Source organism: Sphingomonas sp. CV7422, assembly GCF_027945725.1.
Classification (GTDB): Bacteria; Pseudomonadota; Alphaproteobacteria; order Sphingomonadales; family Sphingomonadaceae; genus Sphingomonas; species Sphingomonas kyungheensis.
On record NZ_CP115900.1, the window covers coordinates 1,745,543 to 1,762,486 of the forward strand.

The window sequence follows — 16,944 nt, forward strand, 5'->3', positions numbered from 1 at the left end:
GAGGCGCGGAGATAAACGTGCCGCCGCGTCACCGGCTTTTTCACACCAACTGTGATGAGCGGGCCTCGCTTACCGCAGGCGATACATCTCCGCGCCTCCGCGCGGATCACCTTTTCACAAGTGTGATCGGGCCCCGCGTTAGGCGATAGCGATCGCGCAGGATGGGATTCACGCGGAGGCGCTGAGGCGCGGAGGAGTTGCGTTCGCTGCCTTGGCGGTACGCGCCTCGGGCCAACTGATGATCGGGCCGCGCCTGCCGCGGGCGCACTGCGTCCTCCGGGCCTTCGCGCGCACCCGAATCAGGCAGCCGGGAGCGCCGCCTGGAGCCGGTCGATCGTCTGCGCCTGCCGTTCGCCTTCGGCCGCGGCGCGCTCGCGCAGGGGGGCGAGCGCCGGATAGACGGGGAGCAGCGCCGCCGCCCGGTCGCTCGCGGCGAGATCAATGTCGGTGAGCAATGCCGACGCTTGCGAGCGCCAGTCATCGAGCCCGGCGAGCGCCGATTGCGCGTCGAGCCACGCATCGCTGCCGACCGTCTGCCCGCGCGCGCGCACGGCGGCGGTCTCGGTTCGCGCGGCATCGGCGGCGAATCCCTTGGCGATCGTATCGAGCTGGCGCTGCCACGCGTCGATCCGGGCATCCAGCGCGGGATCGGGCTTGGCCTCGGCGACGGTCACCACCGGCTCGGCGAAGCCGAGCTTCTCCACCGCGCGCGGCGCCAGCGACGGATAGGGCGTCGCATCATGGGCGCAGGCCGCAAGCGGGAGGACAAGCGCGGACAGCCAAAGCATTTTCATAGCCAGCCTCTATGCGCAGGCAGAAAATCGCGCAACGCACTTGCGCGGGGCGAAACACCTGCTATCAGCGCGCCTCCAATGCGCGCCCGTAGCTCAGCTGGATAGAGCATCAGACTACGAATCTGAGGGTCGGACGTTCGAATCGTTCCGGGCGCGCCACTTTCCTCCCGTCGACAACGGCCCGGCGGGGCCCTTTCCACCGTCGGCGTTCTGGGGAGTGGCAGTACGTCGGTCATCAGCCGGACGTGCGCGATGTTCCGATCGATCCTCTCCTTCTTCGAACCCTTCATCCTGATGCTGCTCGGCACGGTGCTGCTCGCCAGCCTGATCCCCGCGCGCGGGATATGGGCGGGGATCGCCGGCGACGCCGCGGATGTCGGCATCGTCCTCCTCTTCTTCCTGCACGGCGCCAAATTGTCGCGCGAGGCGATCTGGGAGGGCGCGCGCAACTGGCGGCTGCACGTCGCGGTGCTCGCCACCACCTTCGTCGTCTTCCCGCTGCTCGGGCTGGTCGCCGGGCGGACGCCGGGGCTGGCCGGGCCGGTCGCGACCGGCATGCTGTTCCTCACCCTGCTGCCCTCGACGGTGCAATCGTCGATCGCCTTCACCGCGATCGCGCGCGGCAATGTCGCGGCGGCGGTGTGCAGCGCGTCCTTCTCCAACCTGATCGGCATCGTCGCCACCCCGGCGCTGGTCGCGCTGCTGATCGGCAGCGGCGAGGGCGGCGGTGGCATCTCGCTCGCCGCGGTCGAATCGATCGTCGCGCAGCTGCTCGTGCCGTTCGTCGCCGGGCATCTGCTGCGGCCGTGGATCGGCGGCTGGATCGCACGGCGCAAGCGGCTGCTGACGATCGTCGATCGCGGCTCGATCCTGCTCGTCGTCTATACCGCCTTCGGCGCGGCGGTGGTCGAGGGGCTGTGGCACCGCGTCTCGCCGGCCGACCTGCTGCTGATCGGCGTGCTGTGCGCGGTGCTGCTCGCGGTCGTGCTGACCGTCACCTGGTTCGCCGGGCGCGCACTCGGCTTCAGCCGCGAGGATGCGATCGTGCTGCTGTTCTGCGGATCGAAGAAGAGCCTCGCCTCGGGCGTGCCGATGGCGGGCGTGCTGTTCCCGGCCGCGACGGTGGGCGCGGTGCTGCTGCCGGTGATGCTGTTCCACCAGCTCCAGCTGATCGCCTGTGCGGTGATCGCGCGCCGTTACGCCGATGCGGCGAGCCTCGCCGAGGCGGAAGCGGTCAGCCTCTAGCCACGGCGACCGCGGCGAGCACCTGCTCGGCCAGCTCGGGGCGGCAGATCAGCAGGTCGGGCAGCAACGGATTCTCGCAATTGTAGACGAGCGGACTGCCGTCGATCCGCGAGGCATGCAGCCCCGCCGCCAGTGCGACCGCGGCGGGAGCGCAATTGTCCCACTCATATTGACCGCCGTCATGCAGATAGATGTCGGCGCGGCCGTCGACCACCGCCATCGCCTTCACCCCCGCTGATCCCATGCCGACCCGCGTCGTCGCCAGCGCCAGCCCGACGCGATCGACCATTTCGGTGGCGCGGGTGCGGCTGACCACCATGCGCGGCGCGGCAACGCTGCGCAGACGCGTACAGCGCGCCTCTGCCGTCGTGTAGACGCGGCCCGTGGTCGGCACCGCGACCGCGCCGATCGCCGGACGCCCGCCGATCGCCAGGCCGATATGCACCGCCCAATCGTCCAGTCCCTCGGCATAGTCACGCGTGCCGTCGAGCGGGTCGACGATCCATACCCGCTCCGCCGCGCAGCGGGCGCGATCGTCGATCGATTCCTCGGACAGGATGAAGTCGTCGGGGCGGGCGGCGCGCAGCCGGTCGAGGATCAGCCGGTTCGCCTCCGCATCGCCGACATCGCCAAGCGCCTTGCCCGACAGGTCATCGCGATCGCGGATCGCCAGCAGCAGATCGCCCGCCTCGGCCGCGACGCTCCGCGCGAGTTCGACGTCGGAGAGACCGCTCACAATTCGAAGCTCCAGATGCCGAGGACATGTTCGACGATGCGTTCGGCGGCAGCTTCGGCGCTTTCGCGGCGCGTGTCGATATGGATCTCGGGGCTGACCGGCGCTTCATACGGGCTCGAGATGCCGGTGAAATGCGCGATCTCGCCGGCGCGCGCCTTGGCGTAGAGGCCCTTGACGTCGCGCGCCTCGGCATCGGCGAGCGGCGTGTCGACGAAGATCTCGACGAACTCGCCCGCCGGCAACAGCCCGCGCACCAGCTCGCGCTCGGCGCGGAACGGCGAGATGAAGGCGGTGAGCACGATCAGCCCGGCGTCGGTCATCAATTTGGCGACCTCGCCGACGCGGCGGATATTCTCGATCCGGTCGGCGTCGCTGAAGCCGAGATCGCGGTTGAGGCCGTGCCGGATATTGTCGCCGTCGAGCAGGAAGCTGTGCCGGCCGAGCGCGTGCAGCTTGCGCTCGACGAGATTGGCGATCGTCGACTTGCCCGATCCCGACAGGCCGGTGAACCACAATAGCCGCGGCTGCTGCCCCTTCTGGCGGGCATGCGCCTCGCGGGTGATGTCGACCGACTGCCAGTGGACGTTCTGCGCGCGCCGCAGCGCATGGTGGATCATCCCGGCGGCGACGGTGGCGTTGGTCTCGCGATCGATCAGGATGAAGCCGCCGAGTTCGCGGCTGTCGGCATAAGGCGCGAACACCAGAGGCGCGTCGGTATAGACTTCGGCGACGCCGATATCGTTGAGCGACAGCGTCTTGGCGGACAAATGCGCCTGCGTGTTGACGTCGATTACATGCGCCGGCGGCTGCACCGTCGCGCCGACGGTATGCGTGCCGAGCTTGAGCCAATAGCCGCGACCCGGCACCAGATCGGTATCGGCGAGCCAGACGATCGTCGCCTCGAACTGGTTGGCGGCCTCGGGCGGCGAATCGGCGGCGGCGATGACGTCGCCGCGCGAGCAATCGACCTCGTCGGCGAGCACCAGCGTCACCGCATCGCCGGCCTCGGCGACGTCGCGGTCGCCGTCGAAACCGACGATGCGCGCGACGCGCGTCGTCTTGCCGGACGGGACGATCCGTACGCTGTCGCCAGGTGCGACGCGGCCCGCGGCAATCGTGCCGGCGAAGCCGCGGAAGTCGAGATCGGGTCGGTTGACCCATTGCACCGGCAGCCGGAAGGGCGCGTCGGCGGCCCGATCGGCGGCGACCGGCACGCTCTCCAGATGCGGGAGCAAGGCCGGCCCGCCATACCAGGGCATCGCCGGCGAGGCGCTGGTGACATTGGCGCCGGTCAGGCCGGACAGCGGGATGGCGGTGAAGGCCTCGATGCCGATGCCGCGCGCAAAGTCGGCATAATCGGCGACGATCGCGTCGAACCGCCCCTGATCGTGATCGACCAGATCCATCTTGTTCACCGCCAGCACCATGTGGCGGATGCCGATGAGATGCGCGAGAAAAGAATGCCGCCGCGTCTGCGTCAGCACGCCCTTGCGCGCATCGATCAGGATCACCGCGAGATCGGCGGTCGACGCGCCGGTGATCATGTTGCGAGTATATTGTTCGTGACCGGGCGTATCGGCGACGATGAACTTGCGCGTCTCGGTCGCGAAGAATCGATAGGCGACGTCGATGGTGATGCCCTGTTCGCGCTCGGCGGCGAGGCCGTCGACGAGCAAAGCGAAGTCGATATTCTCGCCCTGCGTGCCGAGCCGCTTGCTGTCCGCCTCGAGCTGGCTCAGCTGATCTTCGAAGATCGTCTTCGAATCGTAGAGCAGCCGGCCGATCAGCGTCGACTTGCCGTCGTCGACCGAGCCGCAGGTGATGAAGCGCAGCATCGACTTGCGCGCATGGCCGTCGAGATAGGCGTGGATGTCGGCGGAGATCAGCGCGTCGGGGGTATAAGCGGTCATCAGAAATAGCCCTCGCGCTTTTTCTTCTCCATGCTCGCTGCCTGATCGTGATCGATCGCGCGGCCCTGCCGTTCCGAGGTGGTGGTGAGCAGCATCTCCTGGATCACCGCGGGCAGCGTCGCCGCCTCGCTCTCCACCGCGCCGGTCAGCGGGTAGCAGCCGAGCGTGCGGAAGCGGATCGACCGTTCGACCGGCACCTCGCCCGGATGCAGCCGGAAGCGATCGTCATCGACCATCAGCAGCATGCCGTCGCGCTCCACCGTCGGGCGCGGTGCGGCGAAATAGAGCGGGACGATCTCGATCCCCTGGTCGAGGATATATTGCCAGATATCGAGCTCGGTCCAGTTGGACAGGGGGAAGACACGGATGCTTTCGCCACGGTGGATGCGGGCATTGTAGAGGTTCCACAATTCAGGGCGCTGCGCCTTGGGGTCCCAGCCCTGGCTCGCCGAGCGAAACGAGAAGATGCGCTCCTTCGCACGGCTCTTCTCCTCGTCGCGCCGCGCCCCGCCGAAGGCGGCGTCATAACCGCCGGCCTTCAGCGCCTGTTTGAGCCCCTCCGTCTTCCACAGATCGGTGTGGCGGCTGCCATGATCGAACGGGTTGATCCCGGCGGCGAGCGCATCGGGATTGGTGTGGACGATGAGCTCCATCCCCGCCGCGGCGGCGGCCTTGTCGCGCAGGTCGTACATCGCGCGGAACTTCCACGTCGTGTCGACATGGAGCAGCGGGAAGGGCGGTTTCGCCGGAAAGAAGGCCTTGCGGGCGAGATGCAGCATCACCGCCGAATCCTTGCCGACCGAATAGAGCATCACCGGTCGCTCCGCCTCGGCGACGACTTCGCGGAGGATGTGAATGCTTTCGGCTTCAAGCCGTTGTAAATGGGTCGGCGGGCTCATCCCTGTGCAGATAAGCGTCCTGCGCGCGGAAGCGACGAACTTATCCTATCGCCGCCCCTTAGTCCTGCTGCCGCCGCTCGACCGAGTCGAGCAGCACGTCGCCGACCATGAACACCGCGATCGGGCAGCAGGCGAACAGCAGCCAGCCGCCATAGCCCGGATATTGCTGAAGATAATGGATGCCACGTTCGACCGCGCCGACGCCCAGCCCGTAGATGACGAGAAAGGCCTCGAACTTGGTCTTGACCGTGAACAGGCGTTTGATCCGGTACAGCATGGCGGGCGCCATGCATGGCGCGCGCCAAGTGCGGAAATGCGTCGATCGACGGGTGCCGGGCTTGGTTAACTGTCAGGTAACCCGACATTGTCGACAAGACGGAAGGCCGGACTGTGGTCGTCGCAGCCCGCCTAAATCAGCTCCGCCAAGCCCATCACCTCAAGCAACCGCCGCCGCGCCGAGGCGATCGACCGCAGCAGCGCCGCGTCGCCGAGCATCGCGGGATCGATCGCTTCGGGCCATTCGGCGCGCACCACCGCCTCGATCGCGTCGAGCCGCGCCGCATCGACCAGGAAGCGCGGATCGATCGTTGCGGGATCGGCGACGACGCGGAGGCGCAGGCAGGCGGGGCCGCCGCCGTTCGCCATCGACTGGGTGACGTCGACCGTCTCGACCCGTCGGATCGGGCCATTGCCGGCCAGATGCCCGTCGAGCCAGCGCGACACCGCGGCGTTGCGGCGACATTCGCTCGGCACGATCAGGGTTGGCCCGTCATTGGTGGTGACGAGCTGCGCATTGAACAGATAGGAGGCGATCGCATCGGCGAGGCTGACGTCCCGCTCGGCGACCTCGACGATCTCGACCTCGGGGAGCAGGCGGCGGAGATCGGCATGGACGCGCTCGCGATCCGCGAAGGCGCGTTCGTGCGCGAACAGTACGTTCGCGTTGGCGACGGCGACGACATCATTGTGGAAGGCGCCGGCGGCGACCGCCTCCTCGGACTGTTCGACGAACAGCACGCGGGCCGGATCGAGCCGGTGCGCGCGCGCGATCGCCGCGCTTGCCTCGCGATGCTGGCGGGCCGGGAAGCGACCGCCGCTGCGCGCGTAGACGAAGATCTCGACGCCCGGCGCGTCGTGCGCGGCGGCGAGGCGCATGTGATTGGCCGCGCCCTCGTCGCCGAACGGGGCGGGGACGGGATCGTGCACGGCGAAGCCGGGGTCGGCGAAGGCGAGGCGGAGCTGCGCGAGCGTCTCGGGCCATTCGTGGCTGCGATGCGCCATCGTCATCAGGTTGGCGACGCTGAGGTGGCAGCGTCCGTCGGCCGTGTCCGGTGCCGGCGAGACGGTCGCGGCATTCGCCGCCCACATCGGCGAGGCGGACATCGCCTGCGCCTGGAGCAGCGGCGACGCCTCCTCGTAACGGACGGACAATGCGGCGAGCCAGTCGTGGTCCGGACGACGATGCGGCAGCAGCACGCCCTGCGTCAGCCCGAGCGCAAGATTGGCGCGCATCTTGGCGAGTCCCTGTACCGCCGCAGCGCGCGGATGCGAGACCTGCCCGGCATGCGCCGTCGCGGCAAGATTGCCGAACGACAGGCCGGCGTAATTGTGGCTCGGGCCGACGATGCCGTCGAAATTGATCTCGATCACCACCGCGGCACCTGCAACACCGTGTCGCCGACACCGACGCCCAGCGCCTCGACGCAGGCGCGCGATACGGCGATGCCGTCGGCGGCGGGGCGGACCAGCCCGAAGGCGCAGCGGAAGTCGGCGAGCCGCCCGGTCGCGATCAGCGCCTCCTCGCCTTCGCCCCCGTCATCGTGGACCGCGGTGATCCGCGACTCCTGCGCCTGTTCGATCGTGCGGACCCGATCGGTGCGCGCGGTCATGGTCGGGCCGCCGTCGAAGATGTCGACATATTGTTCGAAGCTGAAGCCCTCATTCTCCAGCATCCGCATCGCGGCTCTGCCGCTCGGGTGGGGCAGGCCGATCGCGGCGCGCGCCGGCTCGGACAGCATCGCGGTATAGATGGGGTGTTTGGGCATCAGGTCGGCGATCATCTGATGGCCGTTGATCGCGTTGAACTGGTCGGCATCCTGGAAGCTCATCCCGAAGAACCGCCCGGCGAGCCCGTCCCAGAAGGGCGAGCCGCCGGTCTCGTCGATCACCCCGCGCAGCTCGGCGAGGATGCGGTCGGCGAAGCGGGCGCGGTGCGCGCGGATGAACAGGTACCGGCTGCGTGCGAGCAGCAGGCCGAGCCCGCCGGCGCGCTCGCCGGGATGGAGGAACAGGCCGCCGACCTCGCAGGATCCTTCGAGATCGGTGGTCAGCGCGAGCATTTCGGCGCGGAAGGTGCGTGCCAGCTCCTTGCTATGCTGGGTCAGCGTGCCGAGCCGATAGCTGTAGAACGGGTGCTGCTGGCCGACCTGGGTGAACAATTGGCAGGTGCCGCGCACCTCGCCGGTCGCGACATTCTCGAGCATCAGCACGAACAATTCGTCGGTCACCGGCCCGTCGGCGCGCGCGAAGGCGGCGCCGGCCCGTTCGAGCTTGCCGCGCAGCGCCTTGCGATCGGGCGGCAGATTGGTGAAGCCGCCGCCGGTCAGCTTGGCCATCTCGTACAGATGTTGCAGATCGTCGGCGCGCGCCGCCCTGATCCGGAAGGTCATGCCTGCCCCTTTCGCATGATGCGGTGGATGGTGAGCGCCGACAGCGCGGCGCGTTCGGCGAGGCTGTCGACGATCATGAACTCGTCCGCCGAATGGATCGCGCCGCCGCGCACCCCCATGGTATCGATCACCGGCACGCCCGCGGCGGCGATATTGTTGCCGTCGCAGACGCCGCCGGTCGCCCGCCAGCCGATCGGAATGTCGAGGTCGGCACCGACCGAGGCGACCAGCCCGAACAGGGCCTCCGCGCCGGCGTCGAGCGGCTTGGGCGGGCGGTTGAAGCCGCCGTGCACCGTGATCGCGACCTCGTGTCCGGCCGCGATCTCGGCGACGGCGGCGTCGATCGCGGCGCGGGCGCGCGCGATCTCGGCGGCGGCGGCGGGGCGGAAATTGACGCGCAGCACCGCAAGATCGGGGACGACATTGTTCGGCCCGCCGCCGTCGATCCGCGCCGGATTGACCGCGAGCCCCGGCGCCCGCGCCTCGCTGAGCCGCACCGCCAGCGCGGCGGCGGCGACGATCGCATTGCGGCCGTCCTCCGGATTGCGCCCTGCGTGCGCGCTGCGCCCACGCACGACGATCGAGAAATTGCCGGTCCCGCCGCGCGCGCCGGCCAGGGTGCCGTCGGGCAGTGCGGGCTCGTAGGTCAGCGCCGCGACCTTGCCGCGCGCCGCGCGGGCGAGCAGCGTCGCGGAGGACAGGGATCCGGTCTCCTCGTCGCTGTTGATCACCACCTCATAGCCGAGCCGCCCGACCCCCGCCGCCTCGACCGCCCGCAAGGCGGCGAGCATGACGGCGAGCCCGCCCTTCATATCGGCGGTGCCGGGGCCGTTGATCGTGCCGTCGGCGCGATGGGTGAGCGTCTGGAAGGGATGATCGGCCGGATAGACCGTGTCCATATGGCCGGTGAACAGCATCTGCACCGGCGCCTCCGGCCGGACCCGCAGGTGAAGGTGCGCGCCGTGATCGAGCCGCGCGACGGTGCCGTCCGCACCGACCGCCTCGACCGGGTCGGGCGCGACCAGCGCAAGCTCGCCGGGCAGCGCGGCAAAGGCCTCGGCGAGCCGCTCCGCCATCCGCGCCACCCCGGCCAGATGGCGTGTCCCGCTGTTGATCGCCGCCCAATCCTCGACCTGATGCAGCATCGCGGCGGCATCGATGGTGGCGATCAGCGCGGCTTCGTCGTCCGGCAATCCTCTCATCGCCGCCTGTTAGCCGATGCGCCGCCCGGGGGGAATGGCCGGCTTAGAAGCTGTAGACGAGCGAGGCGCGGCTGGTGGTGTCGGTCGACAGCGAGCCGACCGGCGGCATGCTCTCATATTGGACGTTGTACGACAGTGCCGCCGACAGCGGCCCGATCAGCTTGGCATTGACCGAGGTGGTGCCGCTCAAGGTCGAGTTGGCGCTCTGCACATAGGCCGAGGCATTCTGGGTCAGCGACAGGCCGGGCAGCAGCTTCCAGTTGAAGGCGAGCGTGCCGCGGCCGGCGATATTGCTCTGGTCAGTCTGGTCGGTGAAGGCGGTCTGGCGGAAGGCGGGGCCGAGTTCGACGTCGAGGCGGATCGCCGCGGTCTTGATCGCGCTATAGCCGACGCCGGTCGATGCCGAATAGCGGTGGTAGAAGCCGAGGAACCGGTCTTCCTCATATTGCGCCGCGCCATAGAGGTAGACGCGGTCCTTGATCTTGTAATTCGGTTCGTAGCTGGCGAGATAATGTTCGCGCGTCGTGACCCCGGCGTTCTCCTGATAATCCGCCTGAGCATGGAATTTATGCCGCCATTGCAGGCCTTCGCGGGTCAGGTCGAGCACCGCCGAGCCGCCCTTGCTGTCGGTGTTGCCGGTGGTGATATAGCCACCCAGCTCGGCGCGGCCGCTCCACAGGTCGAACATGCTCGCCTCGCGGATCGTCGTCTGCCGCGCCTGCGCCCGGTCGTTGCGCCATTTCTGCGCGATCGCCAGCACCGCATCGGCGCTCGCCGGATCGGCGAGCCGGGCGTATTTGACCACCACCGACACGTCGCCATCGTTGCCGCTCTCCAGCGCTGCGTCGAGCATCGAGCGGATCGCCGCGGGGATCGGCACCTTGTCCTCGGCAGGGGCGCCGTCCTCGGGCGCGTTGGCGAGCAGCAGGGGGGCGAGGATCGCCGCGAGGATCGAGGTCGTCAGAGCGCGCACGCCGCAGGCCTTAGCCGCTGCTTTTGCTGATGAAACCCCAAAAGCACCTTATCCGCTCGCGGCTGCGCCGAGATGAGGCCGGAACGCGGCCAGCACGGCCTCGTACAGCGGGCGCTTGAACGGCACGATCATCCGCGGCAGATCGTCGGGATCGCTCCACCGCCAGGCGCGGAATTCGGGATGGGCGGTGGCGATCTGCACGTCGCTGTCCTCGCCGAGGAAGCGGAACAGGAACCAGCGCTGGCGCTGGCCGCGCCATTTGCCCTTCCACACCTTGCCGGCGAGATCGTCGGGCAGGTCGTAGTAGAATTCGTCGGGTGCCTCGGCGACCAGCTCGACCTTGTCGGGGGTGACGCCGGTCTCCTCGCCCAGCTCGCGCAGGGCGGCGGCATAGGCGTCCTCGCCGGGATCGATCCCGCCCTGCGGCATCTGCCAGGCTTCGAGCACGGTATCGATCCGTTCGCCGACGAACACCCGGTTGTCGCGGTTGATCAGCATCACCCCGGCGCAGGGGCGGTAGGGGCGGTCGGTCAGCGTATCGGTCATCATATCGGGTCCCGTGCGGCGAGGCGTGCCGCCTCCGCCTCGTGGATCACCGCGGCGAGCGCCGCAAGATAGCCCGCGACATCCGCCTGCGCCGACGGGATCGCCTTGCGCAGCAGCACGAAGGCGTGGATCAGCCCTTTCGCCTCGCGGAACACCACCGGCACGCCTGCGCCCGCCAGCGCGGCGGCATAGGCGCGCCCCTGATCGCGGATCGGGTCGAGCCCGGCGGTGACGATCACCGCGGGCGGCAGCCCGTAGAGCCGGCCGCGCAGCGGCGCGCCGCGCGGGCTGGCGGGATCGGCGCGATAGGCCCGGTCGTAGAACAGCATCGCGTCGCGGGTGAGCAGATAGCCGTCCGCGAACGTATCGAACGACGGATAATGCCGCCCGCTGTCCGCCGCCGGATAGATCGGCGCCTGCACGATCACCGGTACTGCCGCCGGCGCGTCGCGCAGATCGAGCGCGGTGACGATCGCGAGCGTGCCGCCGGCACTGTCGCCGCACAGGATCAGGCTGGTGACGCTGCGATCGAGCGCGGCGGGGCTCTCCGCCACCCAGCGCGCCGCGGCGGTGCAATCGTCGGGCGCGGCGGGCCAGGGGTGTTCGGGGGCAAGCCGATAGTCGACCGCGATCACCGGCACGTCGAGCGTGCGCGCGATCTCGGCGCAGATGCCGGCATGGGTATCGAGATCGCCGATGACGAAGCCTCCGCCGTGGAAGAAGACCAGCGCCGGCCCGGCATCGCGGCTGGCGCGCGCATCGAACAGCCGCGCCGCGATCGTCCCCGCCGGGCCGGGAATGGCGAGGTCGCGAACCACCGCGATCGCACCGACCGGCAGATCGGTGAGATCGCGCGACGACCGCAGCAGCTGGCGCGCCTGCGCAGGCGGCAGCTCATGGCTCGCCGGGCCGGGCATCGCGTTGAGATAATCGAGGAATCGCCTCACGTCCGGGCGGACATAAGCGGCGGCGGGATCGGTCATGCGGCGCTCCGCGCGACCGCTTGGGAAGCGGCGGTCGCATCCCCAATTATAGCCGGTGATCCCCATCGTCCATCATCCCGCCTATGTCGCGCCGGCGCCGGCGCGCTCCACCTATCGCTGGAACAAGAACGGCCTGATCCGCGACCTGTTGCGCGCCGAGGGCGATCGGCTTGCCTGGCACGAGCCCGAGCCGATGCCGCGCGCGTGGCTGGAGGCGGTGCACGATCCCGATTATGTCGACGAGGTGCTCACCGCCGCGGTGCCGGCGATGAAGACGCGACGGATCGGCTTTCCCGTCACGCCCGAAGTCGCCGCGCGCGCGCGCGTCGTGCCCGGCGGCACGTGGCTCGCCGCGCAGCTCGCGCTGCGCCACGGCTTCGCCGCCAATACCGCGGGCGGCAGCCATCATGCCCTTGCCGCGACGGGGGCGGGCTATTGCGTGTTCAACGACCTCGCGCTCGCCGCGGTGCGGCTGATCGAGGAAGGAACGGTGGAGCGGCTCGTCGTCGTCGATTGCGACGTCCATCAGGGCGACGGCACCGCCGCGCTGCTTGCCGGACGGCCGGGGATCGCGACCTATTCGATCCACGCCGAGAAGAACTTCCCCGCGCGCAAAGCCCGCTCGACCTGCGACGTCGCCTTGCCCGACGGAGTCGATGACGAGGCCTATCTCGCCACGCTCGCGCAGACGCTGACGCCGTTCCTCGTCGAGCATCGCCCGCAGCTCGTCCTCTACCAGGCCGGGGTCGATCCCTTCGCCGGCGACCGGCTCGGCCGGCTGTCGCTCAGTCTCGACGGGCTGGTCGCGCGCGAGCGGCTGGTGGCGCGGCTGACCCAGGGGGTGCCGCTCGCCAGCACGGTCGGCGGCGGCTATGGCGACGATGCGCTGGAGATCGCGCGCCGCCACGTCACCGCGATCCTGACGCTCGGTGCGGCGATCGCGCTGCGCTGACCCTTCCCCAATCGCACAAGCTGCGGCATGAGCGCGCGCGACATGCCTGCGGACACAGTACAGCAACGCGCCCTCGCCGCGGTTTTCCACCCGATGCTCGACCGGATCGACGCCGGGCTCGAGTGGGGCGCGATCGAATCGCGGCTGCCGGACGGCACCCACCGCCTGCTCGGCGGGCGCAAGCCGGGGCCGGTGCCGATCGTCACGCTGCACCGCTGGCGCGCGCTCGTCCGGCTCGCCACGGGCGGTTCGGTCGGCTGGTATCGCGCGTGGCGCGACGGCGACTGGTCAAGCCCCGATCCGGTGCCGTTGTTCGACCTGTTCATGCGCAACCGCGTGCCGCTCGCCGGCGCGGCGCGGGCCAATGGCGCATCGAAGCTGCTGCTGCGCGCCTGGCACCGCTTGCGCCGCAACCACAAGGCGGGCGCGCGGCGCAACATCGCCGACCATTACGACCTCGGCAACGATTTCTATCGCGCCTGGCTCGACCCGAGCCTGACCTATTCGAGCGGCCTGTTTGCGCCCGGCGATACGCTGGAGCAGGCGCAGCAGCGCAAGCTCGACGCGATCCTCGCGCGGACCGGGACGGTACCGGGCGAGACGATCCTGGAGATCGGCTGCGGCTGGGGCTCGTTCGCCGCGACCGCCGCGGCGGCGGGGCGGCGCGTCGCGGCGCTGACGCTGTCGACCGAACAGAAAGCGGCGGTCGATAGCCTCGGCCTGCCCGGCGTCACCGTCGCGCTCACCGACTATCGCGACGTCACCGGCCGGTTCGATGCGGTGGCGAGCATCGAGATGGTCGAGGCGGTCGGCCAGCGCTATTGGCCCGCCTATTGCGACACGCTGGCGCGCGTCCTCAAGCCCGGTGGCCGGGCGGCGCTGCAATATATCAGCATCGCCGACGATGTGTTCGACCGCTACGCCGGCAGCGTCGACTTCATCCAGCGCTATATCTTTCCCGGCGGCATGCTGCTGTCGGAGAGCCGCTTCCGCGCGCTCTGCGAGGCGCGCGGGCTGGCATGGACCGATCACCATGCCTTCGGCCTCGATTATGCGGTGACGCTGCGCCATTGGCGCGAGCGTTTCGACAATGCCGACCGGGCCGGGCTGCTGCCCGAGCGGCTCGACGCCCGCTTCCGCGACCTGTGGCGCTATTATCTGATGTATTGCGAAGGCGGCTTCCGCGGCGGTGGCATCGACGTCGCGCAGGTCACCTTGGTCAACGCGGGGTAGGGCGCGGTTCCCTGTCCGTGACCGACGGGCGCGGTTTGGTGCCGGGTTGAGGATGGTTCGCGCGGAGGCGCGGAGGGGTTCCGGTTGAAGTAGCGTTACGGGCCTTGCCCGAACGTGATGAAAGCTGAGGCCGAGGCTGAGCCGGCGGCGCCACAGTCTCCGCGCCCTCCGCGCCTCCGCGTAACCATAAGCCCAGCGCGCGAATGTCGGCGGTCGTGCTAGCCGACGCGCTCGCGATGCCCCGCGGGGAAGCCGGCGATCGCCAGCGCGACGATGCGCTCGGCCACCACCTCGGGCGGCTTGACCGACTCGGGCGCCTCGCCGGGATAGGCGCGCGCGCGCATCTTGGTGCGGGTCGCGCCGGGATCGAGGATCGCGGTACGGATCGCGCTGATCTCGGCGGTCTCGTCGCCATAGGCGCCGAGCATCGTCTCGAACGCCGCCTTGGACGCACCATAAGCGCCCCAATAGGCGCGCGGATCACGGCCGACGCTGGAGGTGAGGCCGATCACCTTGCCCGCGCGCGCCCTGCGCAGCATCGGGTCGAACGCCTGGATCAGCGCCACCTGCGCGCTGACGTTGAGCGTCAGCACCTGCGCCAGTTCCTTGGCGTCGATCGCCGGCACCGCGGCGAGACTGCCGAGCATCGCCGCGTTGAGCACGAGCAGGTCGAGCGCCTGCCAGCGCTCGCCGATCGCGGTGGCGAGCCGCGCGACGCTGTCGGTCTGCGTCAGGTCGAGCGGTGCGATCGTCGCCGAGCCGCCGGCGGCGAAGATCGTCTCCTCGACCGCCTCAAGGTCTTTGGCGGTGCGCGCGGTCAGCACGACATGCGCGCCGGCCGCACCGAGCGCGATCGCGGTGGCCGCGCCGATGCCGCGGCTCGCGCCGGTGACCAGCGCAAGGCTGTTCGCAAGCGGCTTGGTCATGGCTTAATTGACCCGCTCCGCGAGCATCGCGAATTGATCGACCGCGACGCTGTCGTCCTGGTCGGTCAGCGTCGTCGGATAATCGCCGGTGAAGCAGGCATCGCAATATTTCGGCCGGATGTCCGCCCGCTTCGCTTCGCCGAGCGCCTTGTAGAGACCGTCGATCGAAACGAACGACAGGCTGTCGGCATGGATGAAGTCGGTCATACCACCGAGGTCGAGCTTGGCGGCGAGCAGCTTGGCGCGCTCGGGCGTGTCGACGCCGTAGAAGCAGCTGTGCCGCGTCGGCGGGCTGGCGATGCGCATATGGACCTCCGCCGCGCCGGCATCGCGCATCATCTGCACGATCTTGAGGCTGGTGGTGCCGCGCACGATCGAATCGTCGACGAGGATGATGCGCTTGCCCTTGATCAGCGCGCGATTGGCGTTGTGCTTGAGCTTGACGCCGAGGTGGCGGACCTTGTCGCCCGGCTGGATGAACGTGCGCCCGACATAATGCGAGCGGATGATGCCGAGTTCGAACGGAATCCCCGATTGCTGCGCATAGCCGATCGCCGCCGGCACGCCCGAATCGGGGACCGGGATGACAAGATCCGCCTCGACCGGCGTCTCGATCGCGAGTTGCGCGCCGATCTCCTTGCGGACGGTGTAGACCGACTGGTCGCCGGCGATCGAATCGGGACGGCTGAAATAGACCCATTCGAAGATGCACGGCCGCGGCGCCATCGGCGCGAACGGACGGACCGAGCGGATCTCGCCATTCTGGACGATGACCAGTTCGCCCGGCTCGACCTGCCGTTCGAAGGTCGCGCCGCACACGTCGAGCGCCACCGTCTCCGAGGCGAAGATCACCGCGCCGTCGAGCTTGCCCATCACCAGAGGTCGGATGCCGAGCGGGTCGCGGCAGGCGATCATCCCCTCGGGCGTCATCACGACGAGGCTGTAGGCGCCCTCGATCTGCTTGAGCGCATCGATGAAGCGATCGAGCAGGGTGCGGTAGTTGGAGGTGGCGACGAGATGGATGATCGTCTCGGTGTCGCTGGTCGACTGGAAGATCGAGCCGCGCCGGATCAATTCGCGGCGCAGCTTCATCGCATTGGAAATGTTGCCGTTATGCGCGACCGCAAAGCCGCCGCTCGCCAGCTCGGCATAGAGCGGCTGGACGTTGCGCAGCGCGGTCTCGCCGGTGGTCGAATAGCGGACGTGACCGACCGCACAGTCGCCGGGCAGCGCCCGGATCACGTCGTCGCGATCGAAATTGCCGGCAACATGGCCCATCGCGCGATGCGTGTGGAAGTGGTGACCGTCGAAGCTGCTGATGCCAGCCGCCTCCTGGCCACGGTGCTGGAGCGCGTGCAGGCCGAGCGCTACGAGCGCCGCGGCGCTGTCGCTGCCGGATACACCGAATACGCCGCACTCTTCGCGCAGCTTGTCGTCTTCAAACGGATGGGTCGTCAGCATGGTGGCGGGGGCTCACATCGTGCGGGTGGCCATATAGGAGCGCATTCCGCGTTTGTCGCGTATTTGTAATGTCTAAAATCGAACCGATTGCCAGGCGGCACGTTCTGGGCGCCGAAGGAGGCCGACATGGCGAAGGATCACGGCGCGCAGATCAAGGACGACACGCTCTACGAAGATCTGCGCGAACAGGGCGCGTCGAAGGAGAAGGCGGCGCGGATCGCCAATGCCAAGGCGGCGGGGACGCTCGACCATCCGGGCGGCACGCTCGAGCAGCGCAGCAAGGCCGACCTGCTCGAGGAAGCGCGCGAGATCGGCATCAGCGGCCGCTCGACGATGAACAAGGCGGACCTCGTCAAGGCGATCCGCAACCACAAATAGCCGGGAAGCCACCGCAAATCCCGCTTGCGGGATCCTT

The 16,944-nt window shown here is 69.1% G+C and carries 17 protein-coding genes and 1 tRNA gene; 5 read left to right on the top strand and 13 right to left on the bottom strand.

What is annotated here, in order from left to right; genetic code table 11:
* Positions 1-299: 299 nt before the first annotated feature.
* Positions 300-794 (bottom strand): hypothetical protein, encoded by a 495-nt coding sequence (locus PBN85_RS08525; RefSeq protein ID WP_271300761.1) that lies wholly within the window; start codon positions 792-794, stop codon positions 300-302.
* Between the two features lie 82 nt (positions 795-876).
* Between PBN85_RS08525 and PBN85_RS08530 the strand changes: the two genes are divergently transcribed.
* A tRNA-Arg gene (locus PBN85_RS08530) sits at positions 877-953 on the top strand.
* A 93-nt stretch (positions 954-1,046) separates the two neighbouring features.
* The gene (locus tag PBN85_RS08535) at positions 1,047-2,039 is read left to right on the top strand and encodes a bile acid:sodium symporter family protein (protein WP_037531236.1); all 993 of its coding nucleotides are present in this window, start codon (positions 1,047-1,049) and stop codon (positions 2,037-2,039) included.
* Here the strand turns inward: PBN85_RS08535 and PBN85_RS08540 are convergent.
* From PBN85_RS08540 to PBN85_RS08585, 10 genes are all read right to left on the bottom strand, one after another.
* The gene (locus PBN85_RS08540; RefSeq protein ID WP_037531233.1) at positions 2,029-2,775 is read right to left on the bottom strand and encodes a 3'(2'),5'-bisphosphate nucleotidase CysQ; all 747 of its coding nucleotides are present in this window, start codon (positions 2,773-2,775) and stop codon (positions 2,029-2,031) included. The two genes, PBN85_RS08535 and PBN85_RS08540, sit on opposite strands and share 11 nt — an antisense overlap.
* Positions 2,772-4,685, bottom strand: a complete 1,914-nt coding sequence (gene cysN / locus PBN85_RS08545) for a sulfate adenylyltransferase subunit CysN (protein ID WP_271300762.1) — start codon at positions 4,683-4,685, stop codon at positions 2,772-2,774. The genes PBN85_RS08540 and cysN overlap by 4 nt, the downstream gene beginning before the upstream one ends.
* On the bottom strand, positions 4,685-5,584 hold the full coding sequence (gene cysD / locus PBN85_RS08550; RefSeq protein ID WP_037531228.1) for a sulfate adenylyltransferase subunit CysD: 900 nt from the start codon (positions 5,582-5,584) through the stop codon (positions 4,685-4,687). The genes cysN and cysD overlap by 1 nt, the downstream gene beginning before the upstream one ends.
* 58 nt (positions 5,585-5,642) lie before the next feature.
* The gene (locus tag PBN85_RS08555) at positions 5,643-5,861 is read right to left on the bottom strand and encodes a hypothetical protein (protein ID WP_037531335.1); all 219 of its coding nucleotides are present in this window, start codon (positions 5,859-5,861) and stop codon (positions 5,643-5,645) included.
* Between the two features lie 131 nt (positions 5,862-5,992).
* Positions 5,993-7,237, bottom strand: a complete 1,245-nt coding sequence (locus PBN85_RS08560) for an N-succinylarginine dihydrolase (protein ID WP_271300763.1) — start codon at positions 7,235-7,237, stop codon at positions 5,993-5,995.
* On the bottom strand, positions 7,231-8,253 hold the full coding sequence (locus PBN85_RS08565; RefSeq protein ID WP_271300764.1) for an arginine N-succinyltransferase: 1,023 nt from the start codon (positions 8,251-8,253) through the stop codon (positions 7,231-7,233). The genes PBN85_RS08560 and PBN85_RS08565 overlap by 7 nt, the downstream gene beginning before the upstream one ends.
* Positions 8,250-9,455, bottom strand: a complete 1,206-nt coding sequence (locus PBN85_RS08570) for a hydrolase (protein ID WP_271300765.1) — start codon at positions 9,453-9,455, stop codon at positions 8,250-8,252. The genes PBN85_RS08565 and PBN85_RS08570 overlap by 4 nt, the downstream gene beginning before the upstream one ends.
* A gap of 43 nt (positions 9,456-9,498) precedes the next feature.
* Positions 9,499-10,428, bottom strand: coding sequence for a DUF481 domain-containing protein (locus tag PBN85_RS08575; RefSeq protein ID WP_081792854.1), 930 nt, complete (start codon positions 10,426-10,428; stop codon positions 9,499-9,501).
* Positions 10,429-10,476: 48 nt separating this feature from the next.
* Entirely contained in the window at positions 10,477-10,974 is a 498-nt protein-coding gene (locus PBN85_RS08580) for an RNA pyrophosphohydrolase (protein WP_271300766.1), read from the bottom strand.
* Positions 10,974-11,957: an alpha/beta hydrolase gene (locus PBN85_RS08585; RefSeq protein WP_271300767.1), complete on the bottom strand. Its 984-nt coding sequence runs from the start codon at positions 11,955-11,957 to the stop codon at positions 10,974-10,976. The genes PBN85_RS08580 and PBN85_RS08585 overlap by 1 nt, the downstream gene beginning before the upstream one ends.
* A gap of 55 nt (positions 11,958-12,012) precedes the next feature.
* On the opposite strand from PBN85_RS08585, the gene PBN85_RS08590 reads away from it, so the two are divergent.
* Entirely contained in the window at positions 12,013-12,909 is an 897-nt protein-coding gene (locus PBN85_RS08590) for a histone deacetylase family protein (protein WP_271300768.1), read from the top strand.
* 27 nt (positions 12,910-12,936) lie between these two features.
* The gene (locus tag PBN85_RS08595; protein WP_271300769.1) at positions 12,937-14,142 is read left to right on the top strand and encodes an SAM-dependent methyltransferase; all 1,206 of its coding nucleotides are present in this window, start codon (positions 12,937-12,939) and stop codon (positions 14,140-14,142) included.
* Positions 14,143-14,360: 218 nt separating this feature from the next.
* Here PBN85_RS08595 and PBN85_RS08600 read toward each other — a convergent pair whose 3' ends face one another.
* Together PBN85_RS08600 and purF are read right to left on the bottom strand one after the other, a co-directional pair.
* On the bottom strand, positions 14,361-15,068 hold the full coding sequence (locus PBN85_RS08600; protein ID WP_037531211.1) for an SDR family NAD(P)-dependent oxidoreductase: 708 nt from the start codon (positions 15,066-15,068) through the stop codon (positions 14,361-14,363).
* A gap of 3 nt (positions 15,069-15,071) precedes the next feature.
* Positions 15,072-16,529: an amidophosphoribosyltransferase gene (purF, locus tag PBN85_RS08605; protein ID WP_037531209.1), complete on the bottom strand. Its 1,458-nt coding sequence runs from the start codon at positions 16,527-16,529 to the stop codon at positions 15,072-15,074.
* 126 nt (positions 16,530-16,655) lie between these two features.
* On the opposite strand from purF, the gene PBN85_RS08610 reads away from it, so the two are divergent.
* On the top strand, positions 16,656-16,907 hold the full coding sequence (locus PBN85_RS08610; protein WP_271300770.1) for a Rho termination factor N-terminal domain-containing protein: 252 nt from the start codon (positions 16,656-16,658) through the stop codon (positions 16,905-16,907).
* Positions 16,908-16,944: the final 37 nt, after the last annotated feature.

Bases quoted from the DNA above. Each gene is read 5' to 3' on its own strand.
- PBN85_RS08525 (WP_271300761.1), bottom strand. From the start codon at position 794: ATGAAAATGCTTTGGCTGTCCGCGCTTGTCCTCCCGCTTGCGGCCTGC.
- PBN85_RS08535 (WP_037531236.1), top strand. From the start codon at position 1,047: ATGTTCCGATCGATCCTCTCCTTCTTCGAACCCTTCATCCTGATGCTG.
- cysN (WP_271300762.1), bottom strand. From the start codon at position 4,685: ATGACCGCTTATACCCCCGACGCGCTGATCTCCGCCGACATCCACGCC.
- cysD (WP_037531228.1), bottom strand. From the start codon at position 5,584: ATGAGCCCGCCGACCCATTTACAACGGCTTGAAGCCGAAAGCATTCAC.
- PBN85_RS08555 (WP_037531335.1), bottom strand. From the start codon at position 5,861: ATGCTGTACCGGATCAAACGCCTGTTCACGGTCAAGACCAAGTTCGAG.
- PBN85_RS08565 (WP_271300764.1), bottom strand. From the start codon at position 8,253: ATGACCTTCCGGATCAGGGCGGCGCGCGCCGACGATCTGCAACATCTG.
- PBN85_RS08570 (WP_271300765.1), bottom strand. From the start codon at position 9,455: ATGAGAGGATTGCCGGACGACGAAGCCGCGCTGATCGCCACCATCGAT.
- PBN85_RS08580 (WP_271300766.1), bottom strand. From the start codon at position 10,974: ATGACCGATACGCTGACCGACCGCCCCTACCGCCCCTGCGCCGGGGTG.
- PBN85_RS08585 (WP_271300767.1), bottom strand. From the start codon at position 11,957: ATGACCGATCCCGCCGCCGCTTATGTCCGCCCGGACGTGAGGCGATTC.
- PBN85_RS08595 (WP_271300769.1), top strand. From the start codon at position 12,937: ATGAGCGCGCGCGACATGCCTGCGGACACAGTACAGCAACGCGCCCTC.
- PBN85_RS08600 (WP_037531211.1), bottom strand. From the start codon at position 15,068: ATGACCAAGCCGCTTGCGAACAGCCTTGCGCTGGTCACCGGCGCGAGC.
- purF (WP_037531209.1), bottom strand. From the start codon at position 16,529: ATGCTGACGACCCATCCGTTTGAAGACGACAAGCTGCGCGAAGAGTGC.
- PBN85_RS08610 (WP_271300770.1), top strand. From the start codon at position 16,656: ATGGCGAAGGATCACGGCGCGCAGATCAAGGACGACACGCTCTACGAA.